The sequence below is a fragment of the Paenibacillus flagellatus genome (assembly GCF_003217775.1).
Taxonomy (GTDB): Bacteria; Bacillota; Bacilli; order Paenibacillales; family NBRC-103111; genus Paenibacillus_AB; species Paenibacillus_AB flagellatus.
Window position 1 is genome coordinate 24085 of the sequence record NZ_QJVJ01000008.1, and the last position, 18672, is coordinate 42756.

At 62.8% G+C, this 18672-nt stretch carries 12 protein-coding genes; 9 read left to right on the forward strand and 3 right to left on the reverse strand.

Annotated elements, in window-relative coordinates; all coding sequences use genetic code 11:
* The first annotated feature begins 6 nt into the window (after nucleotides 1-6).
* The 8 genes from DLM86_RS17770 to DLM86_RS17805 all read left to right on the forward strand — a co-directional run bounded on the left by DLM86_RS17770 (nucleotide 7) and on the right by DLM86_RS17805 (nucleotide 12248).
* Nucleotides 7-1788, forward strand: coding sequence for a cache domain-containing sensor histidine kinase (locus DLM86_RS17770; RefSeq protein WP_110841408.1), 1782 nt, complete (start codon nucleotides 7-9; stop codon nucleotides 1786-1788).
* Nucleotides 1785-3368, forward strand: coding sequence for a response regulator transcription factor (locus DLM86_RS17775; protein WP_110841409.1), 1584 nt, complete (start codon nucleotides 1785-1787; stop codon nucleotides 3366-3368). Before DLM86_RS17770 ends, DLM86_RS17775 begins: the two co-directional genes overlap by 4 nt.
* Nucleotides 3369-4095: 727 nt before the next feature.
* Nucleotides 4096-5850 (forward strand): cache domain-containing sensor histidine kinase, encoded by a 1755-nt coding sequence (locus DLM86_RS17780; protein WP_245954721.1) that lies wholly within the window; start codon nucleotides 4096-4098, stop codon nucleotides 5848-5850.
* Nucleotides 5847-6632 (forward strand): response regulator transcription factor, encoded by a 786-nt coding sequence (locus DLM86_RS17785; RefSeq protein WP_110841411.1) that lies wholly within the window; start codon nucleotides 5847-5849, stop codon nucleotides 6630-6632. Before DLM86_RS17780 ends, DLM86_RS17785 begins: the two co-directional genes overlap by 4 nt.
* A gap of 191 nt (nucleotides 6633-6823) precedes the next feature.
* The gene (locus DLM86_RS17790) at nucleotides 6824-8566 is read left to right on the forward strand and encodes an extracellular solute-binding protein (RefSeq protein WP_110841412.1); all 1743 of its coding nucleotides are present in this window, start codon (nucleotides 6824-6826) and stop codon (nucleotides 8564-8566) included.
* A gap of 71 nt (nucleotides 8567-8637) precedes the next feature.
* A complete protein-coding gene (locus DLM86_RS17795; protein WP_110841413.1) occupies nucleotides 8638-9534 on the forward strand; it encodes an ABC transporter permease in 897 nt (298 codons plus the stop codon).
* Nucleotides 9535-9547: 13 nt separating this feature from the next.
* Nucleotides 9548-10426 (forward strand): carbohydrate ABC transporter permease, encoded by an 879-nt coding sequence (locus DLM86_RS17800; protein WP_110841414.1) that lies wholly within the window; start codon nucleotides 9548-9550, stop codon nucleotides 10424-10426.
* A gap of 109 nt (nucleotides 10427-10535) precedes the next feature.
* Nucleotides 10536-12248, forward strand: coding sequence for a right-handed parallel beta-helix repeat-containing protein (locus DLM86_RS17805; protein ID WP_110841415.1), 1713 nt, complete (start codon nucleotides 10536-10538; stop codon nucleotides 12246-12248).
* A 99-nt stretch (nucleotides 12249-12347) separates the two neighbouring features.
* Here the strand turns inward: DLM86_RS17805 and DLM86_RS31760 are convergent, their stop codons facing one another.
* On the reverse strand, nucleotides 12348-13112 hold the full coding sequence (locus tag DLM86_RS31760) for a hypothetical protein (RefSeq protein ID WP_146250239.1): 765 nt from the start codon (nucleotides 13110-13112) through the stop codon (nucleotides 12348-12350).
* 102 nt (nucleotides 13113-13214) lie between these two features.
* On the reverse strand, nucleotides 13215-16388 hold the full coding sequence (locus DLM86_RS17815; RefSeq protein ID WP_110841417.1) for a hypothetical protein: 3174 nt from the start codon (nucleotides 16386-16388) through the stop codon (nucleotides 13215-13217).
* A gap of 245 nt (nucleotides 16389-16633) precedes the next feature.
* On the opposite strand from DLM86_RS17815, the gene DLM86_RS17820 reads away from it, so the two are divergent.
* Complete coding sequence (locus DLM86_RS17820; protein ID WP_110841418.1) at nucleotides 16634-18178, forward strand: extracellular solute-binding protein; 1545 nt, start codon at nucleotides 16634-16636, stop codon at nucleotides 18176-18178.
* 7 nt (nucleotides 18179-18185) lie between these two features.
* Here DLM86_RS17820 and DLM86_RS17825 read toward each other — a convergent pair whose 3' ends face one another.
* Complete coding sequence (locus DLM86_RS17825; RefSeq protein WP_110841419.1) at nucleotides 18186-18671, reverse strand: DinB family protein; 486 nt, start codon at nucleotides 18669-18671, stop codon at nucleotides 18186-18188.
* Between the last annotated feature and the right edge of the window lies 1 nt (nucleotide 18672).

Genomic DNA, 18672 nt, shown 5'->3' on the forward strand with positions numbered 1-18672 from the left:
GGCGGAATGGTTCGAAAGCCGGGAAGCGTGACGATCAAGCTGTTCGCGATCTGCTTCGTATTCGTGCTCGCCACGGTGCTTACGATCGGCTTTCTATCCTATCGCTATATCGAAGACGAGCTGCGGAAGAACGAATTCTACTATGCGAACCAGCTGCTCGACAAGGTGGGGCACTACCTCGACGTGTATTTCGTCTCCATGCAAAATACGCTGATGAACTTGAGCACCCCCGCCGATTCGTGGACCGGAAGCCCGCAGGATGCGCAATCGCAGCTTGACCGCGTCTACGGCTACAATATCGGCTATATTACGAACGCGTACCTGATCAAGCCGGATTTGACGACGGTGGGGGGCAGCCCGCTGGGCAAAGTGTTCACCGACCCGCTGCCCGAGCGCGAGCCCGTCTACCGGCAAGCTCTGGCCCACCCGGCGTCCCAGGTCATCAGCGAACCGTACCGTTCGGCATATTCCGGCTGGACCGTCACGTTGTCGCGCAAGGTCCAATGGTCCGGCGAGCCGGCGGTCGCCGCGCTCGATCTCGATTTGCAGGCGCTCGAAGAGCGCCTGTCCCAGCTTGGCCGAACGGATTCGCTCAAAATCGGCATCGTATCGTCCAAAGGCATGCGGGTGTCGGGCAGCTCGTCATATTTGTCGGAAACGGGGACGGAAGGGTTGTTCACGCTGGGGACCCTCCGCTCGGAGGATTTGGCCGCATCCAACGAAACGGTGCTGACGGCCTTCGATTCGTCGGGACATCCGTTCACGGTCATGAAGAGGTCGATGGGCAAATTCAACTGGACCGTCTACATGATCCTGGACGAAACCCGCTTCCGGACGACGAAGCGGGCGCTGGAAACGTATTTCGTCGGGCTGACGGCGGCCGGCCTCCTGATGAGCGCGGCCGTCGCCTTGCTCGTCGCCCGGTATATCCGCAAGCCGGTGCAGGCGCTGATGCGCAAGATGAGGCTCGTCAAGGCGGGCGATTTGCGGGCGACCGTCAATTCGCGGCGCAACGACGAGTTCGGGGAGCTGGCGGATACGTTCGACAGCATGCTGGGCCAGATCCGCGAGCTGATCGACCATCTCGGCGAGAGCCGCGAGATGAAGCGCAAGCTGGAAATTCAGGTGCTGCAGTCGCAGATCAATCCGCATTTTCTGTACAATACGCTTGGCACGATCGGCAACGTGGTCGAGCTCGAGCGCTACGAGGAGGTCGACCCGATCATCGCGTCGCTTGTATCGATTCTGGAATACGGGATCGCCGACGCGTCGGAGGCGGTCCGCCTGCAGGACGAATTCGACAACGTCCGCCACTATCTCTATATCCAGAATATCCGGTACGGACAGGCGTTCGAGCTGGTGCTGACGGCCGACCCGGAATTGATCGATTACCCGCTGTTCCGGATGATGCTGCAGCCGATCGTGGAGAACAGCCTGTTTCACGGTTACGCCGGAGGGACGATTCAAGGGCCGATCCGCATCTCGGTGTATCGCGGGGAGGATGCGGTCGTCATCGAGGTCGCCGACGACGGGATCGGCATGCCGGCGGACAAGGTGCGGGGGCTGCTGCAGCCCGATGCCGGTTCCTCGGGCGGCCGCGCTTCGCGCAGGCGGATCGGCCTTTACAACATTCATAAGCGGATTCAGCTGTATTACGGGGAAGCGTACGGGCTGGACATCCGGAGCGAGCCCGGCAAAGGAACGTCCGTCCAGGCCCGGTTTCCGCTCGTGCCCGTTCGCGATCTCAAGCCGGTATCCTCTCTTCTCGGTAAAGGAGCGTTGCCATGAATTCGATACGATGCGTGGTCGTGGACGATGAGACGCTCATTTTGCAGCGGATGGAAAAGTTTTTCCGCAAGCTGTCGCCGCCGCTTTCCCGGTTTCGATTGGCGGGTACGGCCCGGTCTGCGGAGCAGGGGATCGATCTTGCGCTCGAGACGGCGCCCGACATCGTCATAACGGATATCGTCATGCCGGGGATGGACGGCATCGAGATGATCGAGCGGCTGAAAGCCCGGCTGCCGCATACGGCCTTCATCGTTCTGAGCGCTTATCCGGACTTCCAATACGCCCAGCGGGCGATTGCGATGAATGTGCTCGATTATATCGTCAAAGTGCCGTTAAGCGACGCCAACCTGCTGGCGGCGCTGGAGAAGGCCGAGTCTCTCGTGCGCAGCTACCGGGAGAAGGCGACGAGGCTGCAGCAGCTGAACATGTCGGTGCAGGGCAACATTCACCTGCTGCGGAAGCAGGTGATGGGCGAGCTGCTCCGGGGCGAGCTGCGTCCCCGTTCGATGGAGCTGCGCCGGGACGAGCTGATGCTCTCGTTCAATCCGCAGTCGTACGGCTGCATGATGGCGAAGCTGGACGACGCCCGTACGTTCCACGCGACGTACAGCCGGGTCGACCAGCGGACGCTGCGGTATGCGGTGCTGAATATTGTGGAGGAGCACCTGCGAAAGTACGGCGAAGGGTTCGCCTGCGAGCTGGAGCACGACCGTTTCATCGGAGTCATCACCTGGCGAGCGGCGGTCAGCAGCGCGAAGCTCGAGTCGACCTTTCGCGAGCTGGGGGCGCTGCTTGTCCGCAGCATCAAGCAATATTTGAAGCTTTCCGTTTCGGTCGCGTTCAGCAAGCCGACCGGCGGCTGGGATTCGCTGCTTGCCGCGTGCCGGGAGGCGGACGAGGCGCTGGAGGAGAGCTTCTTCCGGGGCAGGGAGTCGGTCATTACGCCGGCGCGTCGGGTTCCGCCTTCTCCGGCGATACCCGATAAGCGGCTCCGCGAATGGCTGAACGGCATCACGGTACCGTCCACCGGGGAGGAGGCCGCCGCATTCGCGCGAGGCTTGCAGGAGGAGCTGCATCGTTCCGGCCCGGTATCGAAGGCGGCGCTGCTTGCCGAAGTGCGGGAATGGCTGCTTCGCTCGGAAGCCCGAACGGTCGCCGCGGCGATGCCGGCCGACGAGATCGGAGATTTGCACGAGCTGGCCGCATGGATCGCATCTTGTCGTTCGGCGGAAGCGAGGGGACAAGGGGGGGAGGAACCTCCGTGCCGGACGGAGATCCGCAAGGCGAAGGCGTACATTCGCGAGCGTCTGGCCGATCGGCTGACGCTGCAGGAAGTGGCCGAATACGTGAGCCTGAACGCTTCCTACTTCAGCGTCTTGTTCAAGAAGGAAGCGGGCGAAGGCTTTACCGATTACGTCAACCGGAAGCGGATCGAACGGGCGATCGAGCTTCTGCCCGAGCGGAACTGGACCAACCTGGAGCTCGGCGAGGCGGTGGGCATCGGCAACGAGCGGTATTTCTGCACACTGTTCAAGAAAATAACGGGCACCTCTCCGCAAAAATACAGGAGGGGGAAATGAACGCCGTGTCGCATTGAACATGGGAAATCGGGCTTGATCCGTTTCATGTAAACCGCTCGGGGCCGCGCCGTTTCGTTTAGTAATCGAGCCCTTAAACAGTCGGCCTCGTAGGTCCTCCCCAATCGAACAAGCTCGCCGGCATGCCGCTCAACGACGGTTCTGTCGGAGCAGGCCGCATGCTGCAAGTTCCGGATCGAGGCCAGGAGCGCCTCGTTGCCGCGGGGAATATCCGGCGGAAGCCGCACGATCCCGATCGTGTCCTCGGTCATGACAGCCGCTTGTAAATTTCGTTCTAACCGAATGGTCTGCAGGTAGCGAAAAGGGCTGGCGATCGGCGACAAGCCGAACCGGTTCCGGATTTCGGCCAACACTCTCCCTTTCTCTCGTTTCCAGCGGTCATGATCGAACCACTCCGAATTCAGATCGTTGGCTTGTTCTCTACGAACAGCGTCCCCATAGGCCGCTTCGCTCGAAAATTCATTCAGCGCAATCTGCCCGTCTTCCCGCCTATTCGAAACGACCGACTCGTTTTCCTCCCTGCGCGGCCGCATTGATCCTTAGGGATCGAGGCGGCTTTTTGCTGTTCCGCGATATGATAACCCGAACGGTGAGCCCTCGCCATCCGAATAATTACAGATTTTCGGCCGATTTTTAAAGGAAATCCGCCAATCCCGCGGCCTATAATGAAACCAGCGCTACCCCTATTGAAAGGAGGATGGCCGTGCCGATGCGTCGCCTGTTCGCCTTCGTCCAAGCGTCGAAGTTTCGCACGCAAATTTTGCTCGGGACGCTGCTCGTGCTGCTGGCCGTGCTGCTCGTCACCGGCTCGATCGCCTACTCCCGCATCTCGCTGCTGATCCGCGACAGCACCGATCGCTACGTCCGCCAAGTCGCCCTGCAGGCGAACGACTCGCTCGACGCCCTGCTCGGCCAAGTGGACACGGTCACGTTCCAAATCGCGGTCGATCCGCGGCTGCAGGAGCTGCTGTCGGCGATCAAGCGGGAGGCGCCGCAGGGCGGGATCGACGTCGATCACAAAATATCGGCCAAGCTCGTCCTCGAGGAGCTGCGGTCGTACGCGGCCTCGATCGTTTCGATCGATCTGTACGCCGGCGACGAAGCGGTCTACCCCGTGAAGCCGGCTCCGACGGAGCGGCTCGATCCGGAATGGTCGGCCGCGGCCGACGGCAAGCCCGGCGAGCTGGTCTGGCTCGGGCTCGATCCCGCGGACAGCGGCAGCCTTCTGGCCATCCGGCAAATCCGGCTGGAGAACGATAAGTATGCGAGCGGCGGCTATTTGCTCGTCCGTGTCGGCAAGCTCGGGCTGCCGATCGTCAAGCCGTCGTTTCCGGGCATCGAGGGCAGCATCGTCTACTGGCTGGACGGCAAAGGAGAAGCGATCGCCTCCAACCGCGCCGCGCTTCCGCTATCGGCCGGCCAGGCGAGCGCCGCGACCGAGCCGGTCCGAATCGACGGTACGACCTATGTGCCGTTCCGGATAACGTCCCGTACGACGAACTGGACGCTTGTCGTCCTGACGCCGCTTGACCGGCTCGCGGAAGGCGTGTACGTCGTCCGGGACGCGCTGCTGTGGGCCGGACTGATCGGCACGGCACTGCTCGTCCTGCTGACGCACGGCTTGTCGACGATGATCGCGAGGCCCGTCCGCAAGCTGATCCGGGCGATGCGAAGCGCACCCGGCCGCGTGCCGAGGCCGAATCCGGCCGTGTACTACAACCGGGAGATGAACGAGCTCAATTCGACCTACAACCGGATGGTGGAGCAAATCCGGGAGCTGATCTCGACCGTGTACGAAAAAGAGCTGCTGCAAAGCCAAGCCGAGGTCAAAGCGCTGCAGGCGCAAATCCATCCGCATTTTCTGTTCAATACGCTGGAGGCGTTTTACTGGATGTTGAAGGAAAAGGACGAGGACGGGCTGGCCGCCAACGTCATCGCCTTGTCCGAGCTGTTCCGGTATACCGTTAAAAGCCCCGGCGCGGACGATTGGGTGACGGTGGCGGACGAGGTGCGCCATGCCGAGCTGTACATGACGCTGATGGCGATGCGTCTCGGGGACCGGATCGGGTGGGAATGCGACATCGCTCCTGAATCGCTCAAGCTCCCTCTCCCGAAGCTGCTTATCCAGCCGCTGATCGAGAATGCGATCCGGCACGGCATCGAGCCGCAAAAAGGGCGCGGCGTCATCGGCTTGACGATCCGCCCGTCCGCGGACGGACGGTCGATCGTCATTCGCGTCGAGGACGACGGAAGCGGCATCGACGAGGAAGGGTGGGAGAGGCTCGAAGCCGACTTGCGAGGGAGGCCGTCGACCTCTCCCGGCGGAGGCGCGGGCATCGGCTTGTCGAACATCCGCCGCCGGCTTCAGCTGTATTACGGTACGGACGACGCCATGACGATCCGCAGCAGGGCCGGCCAAGGAACGGTCGTCGAATTGAACATTCCGAAGGGAGGCTCGTCATGAACCGGACGTGCAGCATCATGATCGTCGACGACGAAAGCTTGACCCGCAACGGGCTGTTTCGGACGTTGACCCGATGGGCCAAAGGACAATGCGACATTATCGTGGCGGAGGACGGCTTGGAAGCGTGGGAGCGGCTGCGGGAAAGGAAAGACGGCTGCGACCTGCTCATCACCGACATCCGGATGCCGCGCATGGACGGGCTGGAGCTGATCCGAAAGCTGCGGGAGGCGGGCGACGGCGTCGCAGCGATTTTGCTGACCGGACACGCGGAGTTCGAATATGCGCGGACCGCCGTCTCGCTCGGCGCGATCAGCTACTTGCTCAAGCCGATCGACGAGAGCCGGCTGATCGGCGAGGTCGAGGAAGGATTGCGCCGCGCCGAGGAGCTGCGGCTCGGGACGACCCGGCGGAAGCGGATGGAGGCTTATCCGGAGCTGTTCGGCGGCGGCCGGAACGAGATCGCCAACCCGCTGATCCGCGAGGCGGTCCGGTACGCGGAGGAGCGTCTCGCGGAGCCGCTTACCGCGAAGGACGCGGCGCAGGCGGTCCACCTGAACGTCAGCTACTTCAGCGTCCTGTTCAAGCGGGAGGCTGGCATGCCGTTTACCGAGTTCGTGACGAGACGGCGGATGCTGGAGGCGAAACGGCTGCTGCTCGACACGGACATGAAAATATACGAAATCGCCGAACGGACGGGCTACCAGTCCGCCAGCTATTTCGTCAAGCTGTTCCAAGAGCAGGAGGGAATGACCCCGAAGGAATTCCGGGACACGTACCGCTGAACCCGAAAGCCGGTGCACTATGGAAATGGACCCTAGGACCGGGGGCGCCGGACTGCCGAAAGGCCGACTCTCCGCCAACATCCAACGACAGCGACATATCGCCCAATCGTTGTTTCATGACGAAAGGAGGGCTCCGCCCTATACTTGAAAGCGTATCCAATTCGAGAAGCCGAGAAACGGGGGAATGGAAGTTGGGGAAACACGCGCATAAGCGGGTTGCCGGGACGGTGGCGCTCGCGCTCGCCCTAGGCACCGTGCTGGCGGCATGCGGCGATTCGAAGGACGGCGGCTCCGGCGACGACGGGAGCAAAGCGCCCGAGGCGGCGGCGAACTATAACGGGCATACCGCGCCGTTCGAAGGAGGCAAGTTCAACCCGCCGGTGACGATGACGACGATCGGCTGCACGAGCGATCTGAAGTACAAAAACGGCGAGACGTTCGAGAACAACGTCGCGCTGCGCTGGGCGAAGGAGAAGCTCGGCATCGAGGTCAAATACGTCTGGAGCGCGCCCCACGAGAGCGGCGCCTGCGCGAACAAGCTGCGGCTGTCGCTGTCGGCGAACGAGCCGATGCCGGACGTCCTGCACGTCTGGGCGAACGATACGGCGAGCAAAAACCTGCTGCAAAATTTGATCGATTCCGGGCAATTCATGGACATTACCCAGGCGTTCGACCAATACGCTTCCGGCGAGCTGAAGCGGATCATGCAGCAGTATCCGCAGGCGTGGAATCTGGTCAGCAAAAACAACAAGCGGTACGGGCTGCCGATCATGCAGCTGGCGCACAACACCGACAGCCTGCTCTACATCCGCGACGACTGGATGAAGAAGCTGAACCTGCAGCCGCCGAAGACGATCGCCGACTTGGAGACGATCATGGACGCCTTCGTCAACCAAGATCCGGACGGCAACGGCAAAAAAGATACGGTCGGTATAGCGCTTTCGCTGCAAAACACCGGCAACACGCTCAACTTCAACAATTGGCTGGCCGACGGCAGCTGGATATTCGGCGCGTACGGCGCCACCCCCGCCGTCTGGACGAAGGCGAAAAACGGCGGGCTCCAATACGGATCGGTGCAGCCGGAGATGAAGCCGGCGCTCGCCAAGGTGAAGGAATGGATCGAGAAAGGGTACATCGACAAGGAGGCGACGCTGCACGACGTCACGAAGGCGTCGGAGCTGGCCGTATCCGGCAAGGCGGGCATTCTCCCGGCTCCGTTCTGGGGCGCCACTTGGCCGATCGGCGATTTGGCCAAAAACGTGCCGGGCGCCTCGATGACCGCCTACCCGCTTCCCGTCGGCCCTGACGGCAAAACCGGTCACTACACGCTCAGCCTCGCCACGCACGCCTTTTTGATCAACAAAAATTACAAGCATCCGGACGCCGCGTTCCACTACTTCAACAAGCTGCTCGAGTTTTCGTCGGGAACGCCGGGCTCGGACATGGAGAACGGCTTCATGGAGGGGTACGATTACGCGATCGTCGACGGCAAAGTGACGAAGGAGCCGGACAAAATACCTGGCGGGCCGTTCGACGTGTACAAGGCGACGCTCATTCCCGAGACGCCGAACGATCCGTCGCGCAATATCGATTCGTTTACGAGGCTGAGCAAGCTGAAGCCGGGGGAGCAGCCCGCCAACGCGGTCGACCGGGGCAACTACGATTGCTGCAAAAGCGTCGTCGCCAACGCCATGATGGTATACGCCGCCAAAGATACCGCCTATGAAGACCTGTTCATCGGGGGAGCAACCGAGACGATGCGGTCGAAAGGCGAAATGCTGCAAAAGCTCGAGATGGACACGTTCACGAAAATCATTTACGGCCGCGCGCCGCTCGACGAGTTCGACAAGTTCGTGGAGAAGTGGCGCACCTCGGGCGGCGAAGCCGTCACGAAAGAGGTCAACGACTGGTACAAATCGGTCGGCGGCAAATAACCGGAGCCGGGGAGGCGGAGGGGGAGCGATTCCTCTCCCGCCGACCCCCGGCTCGGAAAGGGGGAGGAACGATGCTGCGGCATCTGAAGCGGATGTGGCCGCTGCATGCGATGCTGGCGCCGGCCGTCGCGCTGACGTTCGTATTCGCTTACTTGCCGATGTTCGGCCTGGTTATCGCATTTCAGGACTATAAGCCGTGGTACGGGTTTTGGCGTTCGCCGTGGGTCGGATTCGCCCATTTCGAGTATTTGTTTTCGCAGGAGGACAGCACGCGCGTCATCTGGAACACGCTGATCATCTCCGCGATGAAGCTGGTCGCCAACCTGCTCGCGCCGCTTGTCTTCGCCCTGCTGCTGAACGAGGTTCGCCGGGTCCGGTTCAAGCGGACGGTTCAGACGCTCGTCTACTTGCCCCACTTTCTGTCGTGGGTCATTCTCGCCGGCATCATGATCGACCTGCTGTCGCTGAAAGGAATCGTCAACCGGACGTTGACCGCGCTGTTCGGCATCGAGCCCGTGTTTTTTCTCGGCGACGGCGACTGGTTCCGGGCGACCGTCGTTCTGACCGACGTCTGGAAGGAGTTCGGCTTCGGTACGATCCTGTTCCTCGCGTCGCTCGCGGGCGTCAATCCGGCGCTCTACGAGGCGGCGGAGATCGACGGCGCGAACCGGTGGAAGCAGACGCTGTACGTGACGATTCCCGCCATTACGCCGATTACCGTCGTCGTGGCGACGCTGTCGCTCGGCAACATTTTGAACGCCGGGTTCGATCAAATCTTCAACCTGTACAACCCGCTCGTCTTCGAGAAGGGCGACATCATCGACACGTACGTGTACCGGGTCGGCCTGCTGTCCGGCGATTTCAGCTTCGCCACCGCCGTCGGCTTGTTCAAGTCGGTCGTCGGGCTGCTGCTCATCGCCGTCTCGTACCGGCTCGCTTACCGGTTCGCCAACTACCGCATTTTCTAGGAGCGTCGACGCCATGTATTACAAAACGAAAGGGTACCGTCTGTTCAACGCGTTCAACCTGGCGCTGCTCGCCGTGCTCGCCGTCGCCTGCGTCCTTCCGCTGCTGCACATTCTGGCCGTCTCCTTCAGCGGCAAGGCGGCGGCGAGCGCCAATGTCGTCGTCTTTTGGCCGGTCGATTTCAACTGGGACGCGTACGCGAAGACGTTCGGCAACGACCACTTCCTGACCGCCTTCGGCGTATCCGTGAAGCGGGTCGTCGCCGGTACGGCGCTCGGGATGCTGGTCACGATCATGACCGCTTATCCGCTGTCCAAGGATAACGCCGTTTTGCGCGGACGCACCGTCTACACGTGGTATTTCATCGTCACGATGCTGTTCAGCGGCGGCCTCGTACCGTCGTACGTCATCATGTCGAAGCTCGGGCTGATCAACTCGTTTTGGGCGCTCATCCTGCCCGGGCTGGTGACGGTGTTCAACGTCATCCTGCTGCTCAATTTTTTCCGCGGCGTGCCGAAGGAGCTGGAGGAGGCGGCGTTCATCGACGGGGCCGGGCAGGTCGCGACGCTCGTCCGCATTTATTTGCCGGTGTCGCTGCCGTCGCTCGCCACGCTGACGCTGTTCCATATCGTGTCCCACTGGAACGCTTGGTTCGACGGGATGATCTACTTGTCGAAGCCGTCGGATTGGCCGCTGTCGACGCTGCTGCAGACGATTATCGTGCAGGTCGATTTTACGAAGCTGGCGAGCAACCCCCAAGCAATCGAGAACATATCCGACCGGACGGTGCGGGCGTCGCAAATTTTGATCGGCTCGCTGCCGGTGCTGCTTGTTTACCCGTTTTTGCAAAAGTATTTCGTCAAAGGGATCGTCGTGGGGGCGGTCAAGGAATGAGCCCGAGCGCAGCCGGCGACGGAGGAGGTGATGCGGCCCGCGACCAGAGGGCCAAGCCGGCAATGACATCCGGTCAGACACGATCGCGATAACGATAAGGAGGAATGGAATGATGCGGAGAACGGGAATGCGGTTTACTCTGCTCGCGCTGGCCATCGCGCTTGCGCTGCCGGCGGGAACGGCGCTGGCCAAGAGCGACGAGGCGGACAGGATGGCGGAACGGGCCGGACAAGGGAAAAAAGGCGGACACGCTGCGGCGGGAATCATGAACGTCATCAACGTGAAGGACACGGCTTACGGGGCGAAGGGAGACGGGGCGACGGCCGATACGGCGGCGATCCAGCGGGCTTTGGACGCGGCGGCGGCCGCGGGCGGCGGCACGGTCTATTTCCCGAAAGGCACGTATGTGACGGATAAGGACTTGCTCGTATCGTCCAACACGAAGCTGGTCGGCGACCAGGCGAAAATCGCGAAGAAGAACGCGGCCGACTACGCCGTCTTCGCCGTTGGCGCCGGGCAGCGAAACATCGAATTCGACGGGCTGTGGATCGAGAACAACAAGACGAGCGGCTCGATCGGCATCGATCTCGGCGCGGACTCGGGCCACGTGCGTATCGTCGGCAGCACGTTTACCGGGCGGTGGGCGCAGGCGGTGAACGCGAACAGCACCGGCGTCCGGCATATTCTGGTCGAGGGCAACCGGTTCGAGGGAGTCAACTACGGCGTGCTGACCAACTTCATGGCGACGGACATCGAGGACGTCCGCATTATCGGCAACGCCTTCCTCGACATCTACAGCGACGCGGTCGAGCTGAATCATCCCGGTGCGGCGTATACGGCGGGGTCGAACATCATCGTGGCGAACAACTACATCCGCGTGCCGTCGTATCCCGGAGCGGAGGCGACCGGCGGCTTCGGCATCGGCATCGCGGGCGCCACGCACGTGTCGATTACGGGCAACGTCATCGTCGATGCGCGCTACGAAGCGATCCATATCGAGGACGAGGCGAAGCATATTTCGATCGTCGGCAACGTGATCAACGGCGTCGGGAACAGCCCGGACGTGCAGCTCAATTCCGGCATCTACGTCATCGACGGCGATTATATTACGATTTCCGGCAATACGATCGACCGGGCGCACGATTACGGCATCCACCTCGAGTACAGCACGGACACGCAGGCGACGAATACGGCGGTGACGGGCAACACGGTGACGCGCAGCGGGGGCGGGATCAAGGCGAGCGGACAAGGCGCGTCGGACGTCGTCATCTCGGACAATGTCGCCACGTCCAATACGGGACACGGCGTCCATCTCGTCGGCTCGCTGCCGAACCTGAAGGTAACGAGCAATATTAGCCGGGACAACGGCGGCTACGGGATGTATATCGACGGCAGCGGCTCGGCATGGCATATCGCGGGCAATTCGTTCCACGGCAATACGGCCGGCGATATCGGCTACGGTGCCGGCTACAAGGCGGCGATGCCGCTGAAGAGCCGGGCGGCGGCGATGAGCGGCACGGTCGCCGGGCAGTATACGCCGTGGCTCGACGCCTTCCCGCTCGGCAAAGGGGCGGAAGGGCTGCTCTACGTCACCGCGACGAGGGATCACGCCGACGCCCGAGCCACGGTTCTGTACAAACTGTCGTGGAACGGCACGGCGCTTACGGTTACGCCGCTCGCCGACGACTCGTACGGGACGCTCGGGCTGGACACGCCGAAGGCGGACGGCGACAGGCTCCAGGTGCGTGCATACAGCGTGAGCGCGGACGGGACGACCGTCGACTTCGACGTCCAGTTCGAAGGATTGATGCTGTTGAAATAATCGTGCGGCAACGGCCAAAACGCCCGATCGGCCCATTCGCGGGATCAAGATCCCGCGAGGAGCCTATCGGGCGTTTCGTCGCGAAGGCGGACTTCGCGCTCAGCCCCCGGACGAGCTCGGGCTCGAGCTGCCGATGCCACTGTACGACGACGACGACGAGCCGCCGCCGGAGCTGAAGGAGCCGCCGGTGGAGCCGGACGAGCTTCCGGATACGGAGCCGGAGGAGCTTCCGGACGAGCCGGACGACGTGCCGGCGCTCGCCTTGCCGGAGCCGGCGGCCGTCCCGGTGCCGCTGCCGGACGTGCTTGCGCTTGCGCCGCCCGCCGTTCCGCCGGCGGTCGGGCTGCCGGCATTGCCCGCGCTTGCGCTGCCGGCCGGCGTGCCGACGGAACCGCTGCCGCCGGTCGTGAACGACCCGGTGCGCGAGCTGGTCGTCGGCGGCGTCTGCGCGGGGGAAGCCGGCTTCGTCTCGGTTGCGGCGCCGCCGGAGGCGGGCGGCGTCGGCGGCACCGCCCGCGCCCCGCTCGACACGCCGGACGAACGCGAGTAGTAGCCGACTCCGTTATGGTAGTAGGCGGCCGCGGAGGATCGGTCGATGCTGCCGCTTCCGTCGTCGCATTCCCAGTCGGTGTCCCGGTCCGGGCAATACGTGTCGGAGCCGCCGGTGCCGCCGGACGGCGGGGCGGTCGACATGCCCGGCGTCGAGCCGCCGGAGCCGGTGTAGGTCGTGTACGACTGGCCCGGCACCGCATTCGAGCGCGGAGCGCATCCGGCGGCCGTCGCCGACAGAGCGGCGGCGACGAACAGTCCGACGAGCGCTTGGCTCGATCGCGAGGCGGCGGTTCGCTCGGTGTCGTGTTTCATGAGCGCGTTCCCTCCGTTTCCCAAGTTACCGTTTTATACGGAAGAAGGGAGGGGAATGTTTCACGATATTAAACATTTTCCAATAGTTGGGTGACCCGGTCGCTACTCCCGTCCCGGGGGAATGTGGCCGTTCCCCGGCGCGGTTTGGCGAATCCACGGGGATAAGCTGTACAGCTCCCCGTTCAAATACGCTTTCAGTTGAATCGTGTTCACGGTTTTCGGGTCCAGCTCCGAAGGCTTGAACGAGAAGGCGTACGCATACGTTCCGCTGCCGTACGTGCTCGAGGCGACGGTTTGCGAGGCGAGCAAGCCTTCCGGTCCGTGCACCTCGACGGTAACCGGGGAGGCGGTCGGCGGCGAATCAAGCTTCAATTCGCCCTTCAGCTTGCCGCCCGGATTATAGAGCACGTCGGCGAAACGGTCCGGATAGACGCGCACCTCGACCGGCGCGGACTCGACCGTTCGGCCGTCCATGACGACGACGGCGCGAATCGCGGCCGTGCCGGCCGATACCGCCTTCAGCTCGCCGTTCTCGACGGCGGCGACGCCGGGGGCGCTGGACGTATAGCGGACCGCCGCGCCGTCCCACGCCGCCTGCTTGCCGTTGACGAGCCAAACGGCGGCGGACAGCGGCGACGCTTCGCCGATATGGAGTGAGGTATTGGACGCGCCGGCGACGACCCGGTCGATTTTGACCGGTATTTTATGCAGCTTGGAGCCGACGACGTAGTACAAGCTTCCGTCCGGTCCGACCGTCATCAGGTTGACCGTTCCTTCGACGACTTGCTTGGCGCGAAGGTCGGCGGGATCGACGGCGAACAGCTTTCGTCCGATCGTCGTATAGAGCAGTCCGTCCGGGCCCCAGCGCAAGTAGTACGGCCGATATTTGCTCGTGTTGAACGGCGATTGCGCGATGATTTTGCTTTTGACGATTTGCAGCGTATCCGGATTCATGGCGAACAGGGCGGCGTCGTAATGATCGACCGTGCCGTCCGCCTTCGTCACGGTGCCGTCGGCGATGCCCCAGAGCAAGCCGTCCGGTCCGATCGACAGCTCGCCGATGACGTTGATCGGCCCCGTCAGACGAGGGATGGCCGGCGTGAACGGCTGCACGGCCAGCCGCTTCGCGGTCGTGTCGAACACGAACATTTTCGCTTCGGCTTCCGTCGGATCGACCCCCAGGCCACCGACGCGGGACGTACCGCCATACACTTTACCGTTCCGGTAGGCGAGACCGAACACGCTTTGGTTGGGCACCAGATGGCGGAACGTCTCGTGTTCGACCGCGATGCCGGTGCCGTCGGCCGCCGCCGTCTCCCGCAGTATCGTCAGGGCGCCTCCCAGCTGGCCGTACGTAGGGAACGTGCCGATAAACAGCCGCCCGTCGCCGCTCGTCATCGCGAACGGGCGATCCTGTTCGTGCCCGATGTCCGCGGCCAGCCCCGGGTTGGCCCATTCCAGCTCACGGTATTCCAGCGGCTTGGACATATCCAGCCGGTACATTCTCGCGCCGCTGTACGTGCCGAAGTAGGCGACGCCGTTCAGGAAGCCGATGCCTTCCGGCTGGTGGAACGATTGGTTGTTGTGGACGAACTGTCCGGTTTTCGTATCGTACACGCTCATGCCACGCTGGTAGCCGCCGACGTACAAGTAGTCGCCGTTCGCCTCCAGCGCGTTCACGGTGGCGGGGGACGGCGGTACGTTCGCCATATGCTCCTCGTAGACGTTGGCGATCGGGTCGTACAGGAACGACTCGCCGAAGGCGGCCATTCCGGCCAAAACCGTCTTCCCGGCAAAAGTGCCGGTCGTCGGCGTCACCCAAGCGTGCGCTTTGACGGCCGTGTCGTCGGGCAGCTCCGGAACGCCCTCGACTTGGATGACGGCATCGGCCGCGAGATCGTAGCGGTACAGCTCGCCCTGCAGCTTGTAATAAATCCAGTTCGGGTTATGGGGGGAAGGCGGCGATACCTTCGATTGAAAATCGATCGTCCGAATAAAAGCGTGCGTGCGTTCGTCCAGCACATGCAGCTTCGCGCCCGCATAGACGAGCAGCTTGCCCCCGTACACGGCGACCTCGGAAAGCGTCCCGGACAAGCCGGAAACGCCGGGAATATCGATTTCCGTCACTTCCCCGGTACGCCGGTCGTACCGCATCAGATGGGCGGTCGTCCCGATTCCGACGTAGACGCTGTCGTCGGTTACGCCGAGCCCGCGCGCGTATTGCTGCCCGGCCTTCATGACGCCCAGATCGCGGAACGTCCCCGAGGCGATGTCGTATTCGAAGACGCGGCCCATATTCGTATTCGAGTATGTGGCGCCGTACAGCTTGCCGTCCCGGCTCGCCTTCAGATCGAATACCTGCTTGTTGGAAGGGTTTTGGCCGAGCGCCTCGATGCGCCGTTCGGCGACCGCGTACCGGTACAGCTCGCCGTTCGTGCTGAAATAGACGTTGCCGTCGGACGCCGGCGTCAGTCCCCAGATCGTGTCCGACCCCGGGAGCGGCTCGGAAAACAGAAGCTCGCCGGTCACGGCGTCGACCGTGTGAAAGGCGACCGGTGTCCCTACGGTGGTCACGTACTGCTCGACCCGGCCGTCGGGCCCGACTCCGTAGGCGGCGGATTGGGACAAGGCGGTCCGAACCGCGTCTCCGACGACGACGGGAGGATCGAACGGAAGCTCCAACGGATTGACGACGGCGACGGTTTTGAGCTCGAGCCGGACCTCATCCACGTAGGCCGACGTCCCGGTTCCCGCCGCTCCCATGTAGAACGAGGCTTGCGCGAATTCCGCCCCCTCCGGCGCCTTCGCCTCGATCGTGAGCGTCTGCCAGCCGTTGTTCGCGGACAGGATGCTGATCAGCTGGGTGTTCAGGCCGCCGGACAAATCGGTGCCGCTTCCGCCTTTTTTGAAGCGGAGATAGCCCCGGATGCTTTTGCCCGTCACGTATACTTTGGCCGTGAGGCGGTAAGTCTTGCCCGCGGTTACGGGAATAAGCCCGCTCGATACCTCGAGCGATTTCGGGCTGTTGTCGACGATTTTGACGCTGTTCGTGCCGGCGAACGCCTGGTCCTGCGACACCGCCGCTTCGAGTCCGGCCGACGGCATGGCGGGGACGACGGTCCAGCCGGGCAGCGAGTCGTTCGACTGCTCGAATCCGCCGTTAACGACCGGAATCGGCTCATAGTCGACGATTTCCTCGGCCCGTGCCGGAACGGACACGGCGGGGATCGCCAGTGCCGCGCATAGCAGAACGGAGGCGGCTTTTTTCCAAGTCATCTTCATTCCTCCTTTGTCGATTGGAACGCTTTCATGAAAATGAATCGCTTAGCTGCTTACGCTCAAGTTCTAGGCGATATGTAAACGATATAAATAAGCCTACACCGATGTGAAACCGCTGTCAACGTATTTTACGGAGGGGTGCCAAGAAAAAAATATATCCTAGATGTAGCCTAATAAATTGTCGTGCGAAGGAAGAACTGTGCTATAATCCAAGTAATGACAGACGGGAGCGGGGGAAGACGATGGCAAGGCCCAGCCGAAGCGAATTTGATGCGAAAATACGGCGATTGCTGGACAGGCTGCGCTCCGATATTCGGGAGGGACGCCTGCAGCACGGCGACTATTTGCCCTCGGAGGTGGAACTGGGGCGTAGGTACGGCTTAAGCAAGGAATCGGTACGGAAGGCGCTGGACCGGCTCGTCGGGGAAGGGCTGATCGTCAAAATTCGCCGGGTCGGCAACCGGGTCGACCGGCCCGAGCCGGGCGCGGGAACGGAATCGTCGGAGACGGCGGGGGATACCGGGAACGGGAATGACGCGACCAATCTTGGGCGAGGCGACTTCGGACAAGCGGAGGCGGTCCGCGGGAGAGAAGCCGGCCGGGAACGCGGCTCCGGGACGATGGCGGACGGTTCGCGAGCGGCCGGCGCCGCGGAACGCGACCGCGTCCTTGTACGGGTTGCGTATTACCCGTCATTGCGGGAGGAGGCGATGATGGAGCGGGCGGCCGCGGCGTTCGAGGCGGCTCACCCCGGGATCGCCGTCAAGCTGATGCCGACGCCGTTCCCGCTCGATTACGCCGAGCACTGCATGGCGGACGTCATTGCGCTGACCGCTTGGGACGCGCTGAAGATGCGGGAGCGCGATCCGGCGCTGCCGCTGCTCGCCAATGCGCCTCCGACGGATTATGCGAACGCGCTGCTGGCGGAGCCGTTCCGGACGCCGCAAGGGAGAATGGCCGCGGCGCCGTACGTTCACTCTCCGGTCGTGCTTTGCTATAACCGGGAGCATTTCGCGGCAAGCTCGTTGAAGGAGCCGGAGGAGGGCTGGACCTGGTATACGCTGCTCAAATCGGCTCGGACGCTGGCCAAACGGTCGGGGGTCTGCCCGTTCGCCGCGCATATGCAGTCGGTCAACCGATGGCCGGTGTTTTTGCTGCAGAACGGGTTCCGCTTCGGTACCGAGAACGGCCGGCGCGCGTCGGAAAATCCGGCGTTCTGGGAAAGCCTGCGCGTCGCCCGCGATCTCGTCCGGTCCCAAGAGTCGTCCGTTCGGCTGTGGACGGAAAACGACGCGGACGTGGAGCGATGGTTTCGGGAAGAGCGGACATCGATGATCATGACCACCTATTACGGCTTGAACCGGTTGAGCGGGACGAATCTCGATTACGGCGTGACTCCGCTTCCGGCACTGCGCACGGATGCGACTTTGCTGCTCGCGACCGGGCTTGCGGTCGTTCGGCAGGCGGCTTGGCCGGAGGCGGCGCGGTCGTTCGTCCGGTACTTGTGCGGGGAGGCGTGGCAGACCGAACTGCGCCGGAGGACGCTTACGCTGCCCGCCCACCCCGGAGCGATGGCCGTCCGTCAAGAGCTGGAGGGAAATCGCCCCTCCCGGGACCCGGATGGGTCCGCGTGGTGGGACCGCTGCAAGCTGTACTCGGACTTGCAGCTCGGTACGGAGGAGCTGGAAGCGGTCCGGGAGGAGCTGAAGGCGTATTGGTCGATGCTGGAGGACGAAGCGGAGGCAAGCGAACGGCTGGAGCTTTTATTCGTCGGCAAGGACGAATGAGCACCAATCAATACAGGATGAAAAACTGGATGTCGTGGCCGAGCTGCTTCATGTAGCTGTACAGCTGCGAGCGGTGGTGGTAGACGTGGGTGGTCGTCTCGATCAGCCACCTGGCCTGCGCCGCCGGACGCTCCGCGTAAAACGCCTTCGTCTCCCTGCTCACGAACTCGTCGTCGGGGAGCGATTCGAAGTACGTTTTCATTTCCCCGTACAGCCGCTCCATGACGGCGGCCAACTGCAGCGGGTCGCGAATGCCGCTCACTTCGGCTTCGACGCGCTTGACGTCGTCCATTCCTTTTTCCTGCATAATGGCCAGGTCGCTTCCCGGAATCGTCACGAGGTGGTGCGCCACCTCCAGTAGGCTGCGCATATTGTCGCGCGGCCGGTAGTCCCATTGCTCCGGCTTGATCAGCTCGAGCAAGCGGCGCGTCGTCGCGACGCCGTGCTCCAATTCGTGCAGCAGGTGGCTGCGTATCGCGGATACGTGATTCATC